Source organism: Streptomyces sp. NPDC021212 (assembly GCF_044332925.1).
Taxonomy (GTDB): Bacteria; Actinomycetota; Actinomycetes; order Streptomycetales; family Streptomycetaceae; genus Streptomyces.
The window spans coordinates 498100-513200 of record NZ_JBIRPZ010000008.1; the positions used below are offsets into that span (position 1 = coordinate 498100).

At 70.2% G+C, this 15101-nt stretch carries 8 protein-coding genes; 5 read left to right on the forward strand and 3 right to left on the reverse strand.

Annotation, left to right across the window (positions count from 1 at the left end; genetic code table 11):
* Positions 1-1335 (forward strand): MFS transporter, encoded by a 1335-nt coding sequence (locus ACH4SI_RS23950; protein WP_398298751.1) that lies wholly within the window; start codon positions 1-3, stop codon positions 1333-1335.
* A 74-nt stretch (positions 1336-1409) separates the two neighbouring features.
* On the opposite strand, the gene ACH4SI_RS23955 is transcribed toward ACH4SI_RS23950, so the two are convergent.
* Positions 1410-1694, reverse strand: a complete 285-nt coding sequence (locus ACH4SI_RS23955; protein WP_398298753.1) for a hypothetical protein — start codon at positions 1692-1694, stop codon at positions 1410-1412.
* 137 nt (positions 1695-1831) lie between these two features.
* Between ACH4SI_RS23955 and ACH4SI_RS23960 the strand changes: the two genes are divergently transcribed.
* Complete coding sequence (locus ACH4SI_RS23960) at positions 1832-2200, forward strand: arsenate reductase family protein (protein WP_398298755.1); 369 nt, start codon at positions 1832-1834, stop codon at positions 2198-2200.
* 76 nt (positions 2201-2276) lie between these two features.
* Here ACH4SI_RS23960 and ACH4SI_RS23965 read toward each other — a convergent pair whose 3' ends face one another.
* The gene (locus ACH4SI_RS23965) at positions 2277-3908 is read right to left on the reverse strand and encodes an AMP-binding protein (protein WP_398298757.1); all 1632 of its coding nucleotides are present in this window, start codon (positions 3906-3908) and stop codon (positions 2277-2279) included.
* A 290-nt stretch (positions 3909-4198) separates the two neighbouring features.
* Here ACH4SI_RS23965 and ACH4SI_RS23970 point away from each other — a divergent pair, with 290 nt between their 5' ends.
* Entirely contained in the window at positions 4199-6205 is a 2007-nt protein-coding gene (locus ACH4SI_RS23970) for a M6 family metalloprotease domain-containing protein (RefSeq protein ID WP_398298759.1), read from the forward strand.
* A 58-nt stretch (positions 6206-6263) separates the two neighbouring features.
* Here ACH4SI_RS23970 and ACH4SI_RS23975 read toward each other — a convergent pair whose 3' ends face one another.
* Positions 6264-7646, reverse strand: a complete 1383-nt coding sequence (locus ACH4SI_RS23975) for a M28 family metallopeptidase (RefSeq protein ID WP_398298761.1) — start codon at positions 7644-7646, stop codon at positions 6264-6266.
* A 234-nt stretch (positions 7647-7880) separates the two neighbouring features.
* On the opposite strand from ACH4SI_RS23975, the gene ACH4SI_RS23980 reads away from it, so the two are divergent.
* Together ACH4SI_RS23980 and ACH4SI_RS23985 are read left to right on the forward strand one after the other, a co-directional pair.
* Positions 7881-8582 (forward strand): hypothetical protein, encoded by a 702-nt coding sequence (locus ACH4SI_RS23980; protein ID WP_398298763.1) that lies wholly within the window; start codon positions 7881-7883, stop codon positions 8580-8582.
* A 31-nt stretch (positions 8583-8613) separates the two neighbouring features.
* Positions 8614-15101: type I polyketide synthase (locus tag ACH4SI_RS23985; protein ID WP_398298765.1), on the forward strand; the 6488-nt coding region annotated here is incomplete at its 3' end.

Genomic DNA, 15101 nt, shown 5'->3' on the forward strand with positions numbered 1-15101 from the left:
ATGGCTCTCGGCAAGACCTCCGCACCGGCGCCCGCCACGGCCGCGCCGAAGAGACCGGGGGGACGCGGCGGCAAGGTCCGTTTCGTCGTCCTCGGGCTGCTGTTCGCCGGCATCACCATCAATTACATCGACCGCGCCACGCTCAGCGTCGCGCTCCCGCACATCACCGATGACCTCGGCCTGTCCGACGGGGTCGGCGGACTGCTGTTGTCGGCGTTCTTCTGGACGTACGCCTTCGGGCAGATGCCCGGCGGCTGGCTCGCCGACAAGGTCGGCCCGCGCATCATGCTCGCGATCGCGAGCCTGTGGTGGGGGCTGGCCACCGCGGCCATGGGCATGGCCCGTGGCGTGGCGTCGCTGGTGGGGCTGCGCGCCCTGCTCGGCCTCGGCGAAGCACCCAGCTTCCCCGCCAGCGCCAAGGTGGTCTCCCGCTGGTTCCCGGCCTCCGAGCGCAGCTTCGCCTCGGCGACCTTCAACAACGGCAACGCGGTCGGCGGCGCCCTGTCCATCCCCCTGGTGACCCTGGTGGTCACCGGCCTCGGCTGGCGCTGGGCGTTCGCCATCGCGGGCGGTCTCGGTGTGCTGTGGGCGCTGGGCTGGTGGCTCTACTACCGCGACCCGAAGGACCACCCGAAGCTGGGCGCCACGGAGCGGGAGTACATCGAGTCGGGACAGGAGAAGGAGACGGCCGAGGAGGCCGCGGCGAGCGCCCGGATCGGCTGGCGGGACCTGTTCCGCTTCCGGATGATCTGGGCGATGATGCTCGGCTTCTTCTGCGTCAACTTCGTCGCGTACTTCTTCATCACCTGGTTCCCGACCTATCTGGTGGACGAATACCACCTCGACGCGCTCTCCTTCGGGTTCCTCGGCATGATTCCCGGCATCGCGTCCATGATGGGCGGCTGGAGCGGCGGCCTGTTCTCCGACTGGCTGGTGCGCCGCGGCACCGAGCGTACGAAGGCGCGGAAGATCCCGCTGGTCGGCGGGCTGCTGGGCACCTCGGTGATCGCACTCGCGGTCATCTCGCCGGGCATCGGCACGGCCCTGACCGCGCTGTCGGTCTCCTACTTCTGTTCCACCTTCGCGGCGGCGAGCGTCTGGGCGCTGCCCGCCGATGTGGCCCCGACGAGCGCACACGTCGGCTCGATCGCCGGGATCCAGAACACGGCGTCGAACATCGCCGGCATTCTCTCCCCGCTGCTGCTCGGGGTACTCAAGGGCATCACCCACTCGTTCGTGCTGCCCCTGACCCTGGCGGGGTGTGTGGCCCTGCTCGGCGCCGCCACCTATGCGTTCCTGCTGCCGAAGGTCGAGCGCCTGAAGATGGCGGGGTGAGAAGGGAATCGGAGTGTTGGGGGACGGCCCCCGCCACGCCCTCGTGAAGAGGACGCGGCGGGGGCCCGGTTCGGTCAGCGGTCGTGTTCCTGGAGGAGCGAGCGCACCATGCGGCACGTAATGTTGGACGGCGGGTGCACCCCGATCCGGACCGCGGTGGCGCGTATCTTGCGGTTGCGCGCCTGCTCGGGGCGGTAGACACCGGAGTTGAGCAGGGCGATGGCCAGGCGCATGGCCTTCAGCCGGCGGTTGTGGGTCTCGTACCACTCACGCGGACGCCCGGCGGGCATGCGCTTCTTCGGCAGGGTCGTAAAGCTCGGCAGGTCCGGAAGAGGGGTTACGGCAGCGGCCATCGGCATCCTCCTGGGACAGTCGGTCACGCTCTCTTTCAATGCCTCCATTCTACGGCGGGGCACTGACAAAGCAGCCTGGTCAGACGCCAGATGACCGGGATTCGACAGGCGTGCCGGGAGAGGTCTCGCGGTACGGTTGCGCCATGGAGATCTGGATCAATCCGGCGTGCTCGAAGTGCCGCAGCGCGCTCAGTCTGCTCGACGCGGAGGGCGCCGGGTACACCGTCCGCCGCTACCTCGAGGACGTACCCACTCAGGACGAGATCCGCGGCGTGCTGGCCCGGCTCGGACTCGAACCGTGGGACATCACCCGGACGCAGGAGGCCGCGGCGAAGGAGCTGGGGCTGAAGGACTGGCCGCGCGACGAGAGCGCGCGCGACCGCTGGATCGCGGCGCTCGCCGAACACCCCAAGCTGATCCAGCGGCCGATCATCACCGCCGACGACGGTTCCGCGGTGGTGGGACGCACGGAGGAGGCGGTACGGGAGGCACTGTCGCGCTCCGCGGAGTGACCGTGGTGCGCCCCTGACAGGGCCCTGGTCCCCGTGCCGCACACGGGGACCAGGGCCCACGGCCGCAGGGCCCGCCTCAGCGGCCCCGGCCGGTGGTCGGCTGCGGACGCAGCAGGAAGCGCTGCGTCTTACCGCTGGAGGTCTTGGGCAGCTCGTCCACGAAGTGGATCCGCCGCGGGTACGCGTGCTTGGCGAACCGGTCCCGGACGAGCTGCTGCAGCTCGGCGGCGAGCGCCTCGCCCGGCTGCGCCCCGGGGCGCAGGACGACGAATGCCTCGATGACCTCGCCGTACTCGTCGTCGGGGATGCCCACCGCGGCGGCCTCCGTCAAGGAGTCGTGCTCCAGCAGCACGCTTTCCACCTCGAACGGGCCGATGCGGTAGCCCGCCATCAGGATGACGTCGTCGCCGCGCCCGGAGAAGAACAGATCGCCGTCCTCGTCCTGCGCCGCGGTGTCGCCGGTGTAGAACCACCGCCCGTCGGGGCTGAACTTCTCGGCCGTGCGCTCCGGGGAGCCCAGGTAGCCCTGGAACCACATCAGCGGGCTGGCCTCGAGGTCGATCGCCACCCGGCCGGGGAAGCCCGTCGCCGCCTCGGCGGAGTTGGTGTCCTCGCGCAGGATCTTCACCGACCAGCCGGGCAGCGGGCGGCCCATGGAGCCGGTCTTGAGGTCGGTGCGCAGCTCCGAGTGCCAGGCGTTGGCGATGACCATGCCGGTCTCGGTCAGGCCGTAGTGGTCGCGTACGGGGACACCGAGCGCATCCCGCGCCCAGTCGACGACGTCCGGGGGCAGTGGTTCACCGGCCGCGGAGCAGCAGCGCAGCCGCAGGTCGCCGGGGGCGCCGCCGGACGCGCGCAGCTTGCGGTAGATGGTGGGCCCGGCGGCGAAGTTGGTGACGCCGAAGCGGGACAGCACGTTCCAGGTGCTCTCGGCGGAGAACAGGCCGTTGAACAGCAGGCTGCGCCGGCCGAGGGCGAGCGGCCCGATGAGGGCGTAGTACAGGCCGTACGCCCAACCCGGGTCGGCGGCGTTCCAGAACACGTCGGTGGGCTGGTGGTCCAGGCTGAACTCCTGGTACATCACGAAGCCCGCGACGGCGTTCAGCGGGATCGGTACGGCCTTCGGGGAGCCCGCGGTGCCGGAGGTGAACAGTTCCACGATGGGGGCGTCGCCACCCACCGCCACCGGCTCGGGCTGCGGTGCGTGTGCCTCCAGCAGTTCGGAGAAGGCGAGGTCGGTGCCGGTGGCCGGGCCGGTGGTGATGATCTGCCAGGGCCGCTCACCCGGAAACCCGGCCTCCGGGTCCAGCTTCGGGCGCTGGTCGGGGTCCGTGATGACCGCCTTGGTGCCGTTGCCGACGGTGCGCAGCGCGATGGCAGGCGGGGCGAACGCGGTGAACAGCGGCACCTGGACGGCGCCGAGCCGCCAGATGGCGAGGGACACGATGAGCAGTTCGGCGGACTTGCCCATCAGGGTGGCGACCCGGTCACCGGCCCCGACGCCCTGGGCGGCCAGGGCGCTCGCCATGCGCGACGAACGGTCGCGGAGCTCAGCGAACGTCATGTCATGGCTGGTCAGGTCCTTGCTCACCACGGTGAACGCCACGTCGTCGGACGGATGCCGGTCGCACAGCAGGTACGCGGTGCACGCCGATGGCTCACCGAAGGTCTTGAGCAGGTCAGCCATGCGCTGTTCTGGGCTGGTCAAGAGGGCTCCTTGGACTGGTTTCCACACGTCGCGCCATAAGGGAGGCCGGCGACGCCTTCCCGTTGGCCGGTACACGCTATCGCGCTTTTCGATGTGCTCCGCAGCCGTGTGCGGTGGGATTCCGGCTCGTCAGCGGCTCCTCAACGCGGTGGCGCACTCCCGGTTTCCGTCGTGGAAGCCACAGCGGCACTCTGGCGTCACCCCGACCCCCGGCTTACCGTGGCAGCGGCAGTCATACCGTGCGCACGGCTGGTCATGTCTGAGCAACACTTCCGGACAAGAGGTGAGCCTTGTTCCTCCGCCGAAGACGAGTCCGCCGATTAACGGTCGTCGCCACGCTCCTCGCCGCCCTGGCCGCCGTCGCAGCCGGGCCCGCGGGTGCCACGCCCGACCGTACGCCGAGCGCCCGGCCGCCCCTCGTCGACCCGATCGACCCCCAGCGCTGGCGCAACCCCGACGACATGACGTGGGCCGACTACCGCGCGGTCCCCGGCACCCGCTGGGCCGACCCGGATGTCAAGCCCACCCAGCGCACCTTCAAGGGCGCGCTGGTGCTCCTGGACTACCCGGACGAGGAGTTCACGGTCAGCCGGCCGGCGGGATCGACGCTGTTCGGCAACCCGCAGCCGTCCGCCTCCGGCATACCGCGCGACCGCCTGCCCCAGTTCTACGAGGATTTCCTCAACAGGCCCGGCGCGCTCAACAACGGGCACACCATCAACGAGTACTGGATGGAGGACTCCGGTGGCCGCATCGGCGTCGACCTGACGGCCTTCGGTGTGTACCGCATGCCGGCGAAGTCCTACCAGTACGGGGTGGAGGACTCGATGAACCCGGGCGCCTGCCCGGCCGGGGACACCTGCGACATGAACATCCGGACCGACGGGAAGGCGGCCTGGACCGCCGACGTGGGCGCCGAGGAGACCAAGAAGTTCGACTTCGTCTTCTATCTCGGGGCCGGGCAGGACGAGTCGTCCACCTGGCAGGAGTTCGGCCAGATGAAGTTCGCCGACCGGCAGGACGTACCGGCCGTATGGGGTCCGCCCGTCTCCACCGGGAGCAACGCGGCGGCGACCCGCTACGTACCGTGGACGTCGTGGCAGGCCGCGGCCCGTATCTGGCCCAACGCGGAGGATGGTTCGTCCGTCCAGGCCGAAAGCTCCGGCATGGCCGTGTACGCCCATGAATTCAGCCACATCCTGGGCATAGGCGACAACTACAACAACCCTTACGGCACTCCCCTCAGCCGCTCCTACACCGGCATCTGGGGCATGCTCTCCCGCGGCTCGTTCAACGGCCCCGGCGGCCCGCACACCCGGTGGCGGATACCGGCCACCGCCGGTGGCTCGATGGGCGCCCAGCATGTGCTGCGCGACAAGCTGAAGCTGGGCATCGTGGACGAGAAGAACGTCCTGCGCCTGGACCGGGACGCGCTGGCGGACTCCGGACTCGCCGTCGCCCGGGTCACCGCGCGTTCCGCGCCACCGGGCGAGAAGGGGCTCTCGGGCGTCAACATCACGCTGGGCAGCGATCTCTCGCCCTCCTGCGACCGGAAGACCGACCCCCTGTGCGACGGCGGCGGCTACGACAACTACACCGTCGAGGCCGTGGACCGGATGGGCATGGACTCGTTCACCCCGGACAACGGAGTGCTGATCACCAAGACGAAGAACAAGGATGAGGCCCCGTTCGCCTGGGTGATCGACGCTCACCCCGAGGACATCGACATGGTGGACTTCCAGCGCCCCGACGGCACCACGCAGAAGATCACCATGGGCGACTACCGGCAGCTCAGCGATGCGCTCTTCCACGCCGGGGCCGACTCCGGCAGCCAGTACGAGTACATCGACAAGGCCAACCGGCTGCACTTCTACGTGCTGGACCTGAAGCGCGACCGGTCCGGCGTGCTCTCGTACACCATCGCCGTCAAGTCCCTGGACGGCTCCGGGCCGCAGCGGCGCGGCGTCGACCTGGACCGTGGCGTGGCGAAGGGCCACCCCTCGAAGGGCCGCGCCATGTGCACCTTCGACCTCGCCAACACCGGCCGCGCCGGAAACGGCGGCGCCCATCTGGACTCGGATGTCTACCGGCTGTCGGCCACGGCCACCGGCCGGGGCTGGTCCGCGTGGCTGCCCAACCGGCTCGCCACCGCCAAGGCCGGAAGCTCGGTCGACGTGGGTGTGGCCGTGACCGCGAAGAGCGGGGCCGACCGGCACGGCAAGGTCGTCCTCACCGCCCGCTCCGAGAGCGACCCGCGCAAGACGGCCAAGGCCACGTGCGCGCTGCGCACCCCGTAGGACGGTAGTCGTGCGAGGCGGCCCGCCGGGAAACCGGCGGGTCGCTCCCGTACGTCCGTCAGCCGGCCTCCAGCGGCACCCGGAGGGTGTCCGGCTCACAGCCGCGCGTCCCCGCGATGATCCGCGCCGCGCCCATGGTGAGCGGCACCAGGCTCTGCTGGTCCACCTTGTCGGGGGTGTCCCTCGGGTCGAAGATGTACATCGGCGTCGTGATGAGCTGCACCAGCGGCACACCCGTGTAGTAGAAGTACGCGCCGTCGGTAGCCGGGTTCGGCGCGAAGGCGGTCGGCGACAGGATCCACGAACGGCGCAGATCCTCGGCCGCGATGGAATCGGCCACCAGCCGCTCCAGCGCGGGCGCCTGGGTGGTGAACCACCAGCGCACCTCCGGATCGTCGGTGGGCACGACCTCACCGTCCACCACGACGGCCTGGCGCGCCGCGTGTTCCAAGTGCATTTCGAGGACGACCTGCGGAAACAGCTCCGGATGTGCCGCGATGAACGCCTGGGTGCCCGCGGCCCCGGCCATATGGCCCGACGTCAGCAGGAACAGCATGTTGTGCGGGCGCAGCTCTTGGGGCACCGACGCCCAGAACCTGGCCTGCGCCAGGACGAGCGCCACCCCAGACGCGTCCTCCACCGCCGAGGCCCAGGGTCCGTCGTGGTGTGAACCGATGATCACCCAGTGGTCCGAGGCGCCGGGCAGGGTGCCCACTACGTTGTGGGTGGCCTCCTCGGTGATGGTGGCATCGGAGATGATCCGGCCCTCGCACGCGCCGGAGGCCATCAGCTCACGGACCCGCTCGCCGTCGCTGCCGCTCAGCCAGATGCCGGGGATCGAGCGCGGCTCGGCGTCGTAGGGCCAGTAGAAGTCGCTGGTCTCCCAGGGCACACCGGTCAGCAGCCCGACGTACGCGGTCGCCCCGTCCTTGATGGCGATGTCGAAGTCCAGCACATGCGGAAGGTCGAACGGCACGGTCTGGACGAGATCGGGGAAGACGCCTTCGGGGTCGTAGGCATCGGTGGCGCGGGCCTGCACCTCCGTCTGCGGCAGCTGGGTGAAGCCGATCTCCTGGACGGCGATGCCACCGCCCACCTCCCCGTCCTCCATCCGCACCAGCCGCCCCTCGGTGCCCTCGGTGGGGGTGGTGTACGGCAGGGCGAGCCCGGTGAAGCGGGTGCCCTCGCCGGGGCGGCCGGCGGGCCAGATCTCGAAGGCGGCGGACCGCGGCCGCCAGACCGGCGTGTCCAGCGGCTCCAGCCGGACGTCCTCGAGCCCCGTTTCCCGGAACTGCTCGGCGGCCCACTCCTCGGTCCAGCTGTCGGCGGAATAACCCGCCCGGCGAATGCCCTGGCTGACGATCAGTTCGATCCAGCCCATCATCTCCTTCGAGGTGGGTGCCCGATCGATGTACTTCTCCAGCGCCGGCCAGCCGCTCATCGCCATCCTCCTTCATCCCGACGGTCCGATTCATGCTCGGCGGCCGGTCTAAAGCTGGGCTAATGAGGCGCGGGGGCGGGCCGGGGCGAGGAGAGCAAGCCACGCGTTAGAGCACCTTTAGCCACGGCACAAATGATGGTCGCCGTATCCGCTCCAGGGCTTGCCAGGTGGCTCAACCGCAGGTCAGCGCCCGATCAGCCCGATTACCCACCCGATTGACGAGGGGAGTCGCGTGTGCGTGAGCCGCGTGTACGTACCGAGAAGGCGGCAGGACAGGGCTCGCAGCACCCGACGCGCCGGATGCGGTGGTCGCGGTGGTCGCGGTGGTCGCGGCGAGCCCCGGTCGGTGTCCTCGGTGTGGCCGCCGTGGGTGCGGCCTCCATGGGTCTGGTGGCGTTCGCCGTCACTCCGGTGAACGCCGAACCCGACGCCGGGGACAAGCCGTCGCGCGCCACGTCCGCGAACCGGCTGCCCGCGCCGCCCCAGATGCGCGCCCTGGATTTCCTCCTCGGGTCCTACACCTGCGACTACACGCCCCCACCGGGGAGCAGGGCTGCGGTGATGCACCTGACCACGAAGCGGGCCATGGGCGGGCATTACTACTACACCGACGCGACGCTGGAACCCGGCCAGGTGGTCGGCCGGTCGACCTTCGGCTGGGATCCCGTGGACGGAAAATTCATCATCCAGTACCACGACAACTGGGGCTCCTCCGCGAACTATTCCTCGCCCGGCTGGCGGAACGGCCACCTGGTTTTCAAGGGGCCGCTCAGCCAGGTGGTCACGCCCAGCGCCACCGGAAAGACCGACGGCGTGGACATGGACGTGGTGGACGACTACCAGTTGCTCGGTCCCGGACATTTCAAGGACGCCACAAGCTTCACCTTCCCCGACGGAACGACTTTGCGGGGCAGTTACGACTGCCGTCGCCCATAGCGGTTTACCGAGGGAAGTGGGTGCGCCGACCATGGCGAACAACGAAGAGAAGCTTCTCGACTATCTGAAGCGTGTGACGTCGGACCTGCGCCAGACACAGCGCCGCCTGAAGGAGGTCGAGTCGGCCGGGCACGAACCGGTCGCCATCGTGGGAATGTCGTGCCGATTCCCGGGCGGAGTGCGCTCCCCGGAAGAGCTGTGGGAGCTGGTCGCCACCGGGCGGGACGCCATCACGGAACTGCCCACGGACCGCAATTGGGACCTGGACACCCTCTTCCACCCCGACCCGGAGCACCCGGGCACCACCTACTGCCGCGAGGGCGGCTTCCTCGACGACCCGGCGGGATTCGACGCCGCGTTCTTCGGCATCAGCCCGCGCGAGGCCCTGGGCATGGCACCGCAGCAGCGGCTCGCCCTGGAGGCGTCGTGGGAGGCCATCGAGTACGCGGGCATCGATCCGGAATCGCTGCGGTCCACCCTCACCGGCACCTTCATCGGCTGCGACCATCTCGACTACTGCACAGACGCCTCCCAGGTGCCCGAAGGCTCTGCCGGGTACTTCACCATCGGCAGCTCCGCGAGTGTGGTGTCCGGCCGGGTCGCGTACACCCTGGGCCTGGAGGGCGCCGCGGTGACGGTGGACACCGCGTGCTCGTCGTCGCTGGTCGCCATCCATCTCGCCTGCCAGGCGATCCGGCAGGGCGAATGCGATCTGGCACTGGCCGGCGGGGTCGCCGTGATGTCCTCGACGGCTCCCTTCATCGGCTTCAGCGATCTGCGGGGGCTCGCCCCGGACGGCAGGTCCAAGGCGTTCTCGGCGAACAGCGACGGCATGACCCTGTCCGAGGGCGTCGGTGTCCTGCTGCTGGAGCGGCTGTCGGACGCCCGGCGCAACGGCCACCGCGTGCTGGCGCTCGTACGGGGCTCGGCAGTCAACCAGGACGGCGCCAGCAACGGCCTGACGGCGCCGAACGGGCCCTCGCAGCAGCGGGTGATCCGCCAGGCGCTCGCCAACGCACGCCTGACGCCATCCGAGGTGGACGCGGTCGAGGCCCACGGCACCGGGACCACCCTCGGCGACCCCATCGAGGCCCAGGCGCTGCTGGCCACGTACGGACAGGACCGGCCGGAGAGCCGGCCGCTGTGGCTCGGCTCCATCAAGTCCAACATCGGTCACTCCCAGATGGCGGCGGGTGCCGCTGGTGTGATCAAGATGGTGATGGCAATGCGGCACGGACTCCTGCCCGCCTCGCTCCACATCGACGAGCCGACCCCGCATGTGGACTGGAGCGCGGGTGAGGTACGGCTGCTGACCGAGGCGGCGGAGTGGCCCCGGGGTGAGCATCCACGCCGGGCGGGCGTGTCATCGTTCGGCATCTCGGGAACGAACGCGCATCTGATCGTGGAGCAGGCCCCGGACGCGGCGGAGGCCACACCACCGGTAGCCGAGCCGGGCGGGAGCGGCGGGGTTGTGCCGTGGGTGGTGTCGGCGCGGAGTCCGGAGGCGCTGCGCGGCCAGGCGGCGGCCCTGCTGGAGCGAGTGACGGGGGACGACGACGCGACGCCGGTGGAGGTGGGCTGGTCGCTGCTGAAGACCCGCTCGCTCTTCGACCACCGGGCCGTCGTGATCGGGGAAGGCCGCGAGGAACTGGCGGCGGGCCTGCGGGCACTGGCCACCGGTACACCGAGCCCGGCCGTGGTCCATCCCGGAGACCCCGCAAGCGGCTCGGGTCAGACGGTGTTCCTGTTCAGCGGTCAGGGCAGCCAGCGTCCCGGCATGGGCGCGGCACTGTACGACCGGTTCCCCGTCTTCGCCGAAGCCTTCGACGAAGTGTGCACACTCCTGGACCCCCACCTGGAACACCCGCTCCGGCCCGTCGTCTTCGGCCAGGACCCCGAGCAGGCGCGGCTGCTGGACCACACCACCTACACCCAAGCCGGACTCTTCGCCCTCCACATCGCCCTCGCCCGGCTCCTGGCCTCCATGGGTATGCATCCGGATGCGGTCATCGGCCACTCGATCGGAGAGGTCGCCGCCGCCCATGTGGCCGGCGTCTTCGACCTCCCCGACGCCTGCCGACTCGTCGCCGCCCGCGCCACCCTCATGGGCCGGCTCCCGGACGGCGGCGCCATGGCCACCATCACCGCCACCCCCGACGAACTCGCCCACGACCTCGCCGAGCACGACGGCCACGTAAGCATCGCCGCCCTCAACACCCCCACCAACACCGTCATCTCAGGCCCCACCACGCTCGTCCAACAGATCAGCGCGACCTGGGCCGAACGCGGCCGCAAAACGAGGATGCTCACCGTCAGCCACGCCTTCCACTCGCCACTGATGGACCCCATCCTCGAACCCTTCACCCAAGCCATCACCGGCCTGACCTATCACCACCCCACCCTCCCCCTCATCAGCAACCTCACCGGACAACCCGCCAACGAACACATCACCACCCCCGCCTACTGGGCCCAGCACATCCGCCAACCCGTCCACTTCCACCCCGCCATCACCCACACCGCACCCCACACCCGGACCTACCTCGAACTCGGCCCCGACCCCACCCTCACCACCGCAACCCAACACACCCTCCACGACCAGACCGACCACCTGGCTCCCCTCCTCACAGCAACCCTCACCCGCAAACAACCCGAAACCCAAGCCTTCGCCAACGCCCTCGCACGACTCCACACCGCCGGAGCCGCCGTCGACTGGGCACCCTGGTACCCCGCCGGCCCGACCCCGCGGCTCGTCGCGTTGCCGACGTACGCCTTCCAGCATCAGCGGTTCTGGCTCGCACCGCCCGATGCCCGTATCAGCGGGGCCGGTGTGGGGGCTGACCCGGCCGAGGCACAGCTGTGGCACGCCATCGAAGAGCTGGACGTCGACGCCCTCACCAGCACGCTCCAACTGGAGAAGAACAGCCCGGGCATCGATGCGCTCCTGCCCGCGCTCCCCGTCCTGTCGGCTTGGCGGCGTCAGCACCGCGAGCAGACGGTCATCGACTCCTGGCGCTACCGCACCACCTGGCAGCAGCTGCCCGACTCCACCACGGCGGCCCTCAGCGGCACCTGGCTGGTGGTCGTCCCCGTCGGCCAGGAGGACCACTCCACGGTCCGGACCGTCATCCACGCCCTTCAAGCCCATGGCGCCACCGCGTCCGTCAACGTGCTGCCCGCGAAGCACGTACGTCGCGATGCCCTCTCCGAGCGGCTGACCCAATGGACCGAGGATGCCCCGATCTCGGGTGTGCTCAGCCTGCTCGCCCTCGACACGACGGCACACACCCAACACTCCGCCGTCCCCGCCGGGCTCATCGCCACCGTCACCCTGCTCCAGGCGCTCGGCGACACCGATACCACCGCTCCCCTGTGGTGCCTTACGCAGGGCGCGATCGCCACCGGCCGTACGGATCCGCTCCCCCACCCGGGTCAGGCGCAGGTCTGGGGGCTGGGCCGCGTCGCTGCCCTCGAACACCCGCAACGGTGGGGTGGACTCATCGACTTGCCCACCACCGTGACCCACCACACCGCCGGTCGGCTGGCCGCCCTGCTGGTCCCGGGACAGCCCGAGGATCAGGCCGCGATTCGCACCAACGGCACCTACGCCCGGCGCCTCCGCCGCGCCGCTCCTCTGCCATCCACCAGCCGTCTTCCGTGGCAGCCGACCGGTACGACGCTCATCACCGGCGGTACCGGCGGGCTCGGCGCCCCCATCGCACGCTGGCTCGCCCGCAATGGCGCACCTCATCTCCACCTCATCAGCCGGTCCGGCCCCGACGCACCCGGGGCCGTACAGCTCAGCGAAGAACTCATCGCTCTGGGCGCCTCGGTCACCATCTCCGCCTGCGACGTCTCGAACCGCGCCGCGCTGCAACACCTCATCGACTACATCCCCGCCGAACACCCCCTGACCACCGTCATCCACACCGCCGGAACCATGGACCTCGGCCCGATCGCCGAACTGGCCCCCGAGCAGCTGCAGTACGTGCTTCACTCCAAGGCGCTGGCCGCCACTCATCTGCATGAGATCACCCGGGACCTCGGTCTCGACGCCTTCGTGCTCTTCTCGTCGAACGCCGCGACCTGGGGCAGCGGGCAGCAGGCCGCCTACGCCGCAGCGAACACGTACCTCGACGCGCTCGCCGAACACCGCCGAGCCCTGGGGCTCCCCGCCACCAGCATTGCCTGGGGCCCGTGGAGCGAGTCGGGCATGGCCGCCGACGAGAACACGCTCTCTCATCTCAAGCGGCGCGGTCTCTCCCCACTGACCACCGATCTGGCCATCAAGTCCCTGCACCACGCCCTGACGCACGACGACACCACCGTCACGGTGGCCGATGTCGACTGGAAGAGGTTCTCCAGCGCCTTCACGGCTCAGCGCCCGAGCCCATTCCTCGCCCCCGTGGTGGCGCCCGCCGCGGTGGACACCGCCCCCACCGCATCCGCCGCCGCGGCCACTCCGTTGCGGCAGCAGCTCGCCGCCGCCACTGCGGACCAACAGCAGCAGCTTCTGGTGCGCCACATCCAGACCCTCGCCGCCGCCATCCTTGGCCATTCCGGCCTCGACGCGGTTCCGCCCGCGCAGCCCTTCCAGGAACTCGGTTTCGACTCGCTCACCGCCGTCGAGCTGCGCAACCAGCTCGTCGCCACCACCGGTCTGGAACTTGCCCCCGCGCTCGTCTTCGACCATCCCACGCCGAGCGCGCTCGCCACGTATCTGCGCGCCGAACTCACCGGCCAGAAGGCCGTTGTCGGCGCCCACACCCCCTCCGTGGCCGCTGACGACGAGCCCATCGCGATCATCGGCATGGCCTGCCGCTACCCCGGCGGAGTGCGCTCCCCGGAGGAGTTGTGGAAGCTGGTCGCCGAGGGCCGGGACGCCGTCGCGTCGATGCCCACCGACCGGCACTGGGACCTGGACACGCTCTTCGACCCCGATCCGGAGCGTCTGGGCACCAGCTATGCGCGGGAGGGCGGCTTCCTGTACGACGCGGCCGCGTTCGACGCGGCGTTCTTCGGCATCAGCCCGCGCGAAGCGCTCGCCATGGACCCCCAACAACGGCTGCTCCTCGAAACCGCCTGGGAGACCTTCGAAAGCGCCGGACTCGACCGTGACGCGCTCAGCGGCAGCAACACCGGCATCTTCGCGGGCGGCACCTATCAGGGCTATGGCGCGGTCGGAAGCTCGTCGGCCCAGGAGGTCGAGGGCTATCTCCTCGCGGGCGGCACCCCGAGCGTGATGTCGGGTCGGGTGGCGTACACCTTCGGTCTGGAGGGACCGGCGGTGACGGTGGATACGGCGTGCTCGTCGTCGCTGGTCGCGATGCATCTGGCGGCTCAGGCGCTACGGCAGGGCGAATGCACCCTCGCCCTGGCCGGCGGGGTGACGGTGATGGCCACCCCGACCACCTTCATCGAATTCTCCCGCCAACGCGGTCTGGCGGCCGACGGGCGCTGCAAGCCCTTCGCTTCGGCGGCTGATGGCACGGGCTGGGGTGAAGGAGCCGGACTTCTGCTGCTGGAGCGGCTGTCGGATGCCCGGCGCAACGGCCACCGCGTGCTGGCGCTCGTACGGGGCTCCGCGGTCAACCAGGACGGCACCAGCAACGGCCTCACGGCGCCGAACGGCCCATCCCAGCAGCGAGTCATCGGCCAGGCACTCGCCAACGCCCGTCTCTCGTCCGCCGAGGTCGATGTGGTGGAGGGGCATGGCACCGGGACCACGCTGGGCGACCCGATCGAGGCCCAGGCGCTGCTGGCCACGTACGGACAGGACCGGCCGGAGGGCCGGCCGCTGCGGCTCGGCTCCATCAAGTCCAACATCGGCCACACCCAGGCCGCCGCGGGCGTGGCCGGTGTCATCAAGATGGTGATGGCGATGCGGCACGAGTTGCTGCCCACCTCGCTGCACATCGACGAGCCGAGTCCGAACGTGGACTGGACGGCTGGTGACGTACGGCTGCTCACCGAGCCCGTCCCATGGCCGCAGGGCGACCAGCCACGCCGGGCAGGTGTGTCGTCCTTCGGCATCAGCGGCACCAACGCCCACGTGATCGTGGAGCAGGCCCCGGACGCGGCGGAGGCCACACCACCGGTAGCCGAGCCGGGCGGGAGCGGCGGGGTCGTGCCGTGGGTGGTGTCGGCACGGAGTACGGAGGCGCTGCGCGGCCAGGCGGCGGCCCTACTGGACCGGGTCACCACGGACGACGACGCGACGCCGGTGGAGGTGGGCTGGTCACTGCTCAAGACCCGCTCGCTCTTCGACCACCGGGCCGTCATCGTCGGCGAAAGCCGCGAGGAACTAGCGACGGGGTTGCAGGCCCTGGCCACCGGTGCACCACACCCGGGGGTGACGCGCTCCGAAGACACCCCACCTGTGCCGGGTCAGACGGTGTTCCTGTTCAGCGGTCAGGGCAGCCAGCGTCCCGGCATGGGCGCGGCACTGTACGACCGGTTCCCCGTCTTCGCCGAAGCCTTCGACGAAGTGTGCACACTCCTGGACCCCCACCTGGAACACCC

Excerpts from the sequence above, each read along its gene's own strand:
- ACH4SI_RS23955 (WP_398298753.1), bottom strand. The coding sequence starts at position 1,694 with ATGCCGATGGCCGCTGCCGTAACCCCTCTTCCGGACCTGCCGAGCTTT.
- ACH4SI_RS23950 (WP_398298751.1), top strand. The coding sequence starts at position 1 with ATGGCTCTCGGCAAGACCTCCGCACCGGCGCCCGCCACGGCCGCGCCG.
- ACH4SI_RS23975 (WP_398298761.1), bottom strand. The coding sequence starts at position 7,646 with ATGAGCGGCTGGCCGGCGCTGGAGAAGTACATCGATCGGGCACCCACC.
- ACH4SI_RS23960 (WP_398298755.1), top strand. The coding sequence starts at position 1,832 with ATGGAGATCTGGATCAATCCGGCGTGCTCGAAGTGCCGCAGCGCGCTC.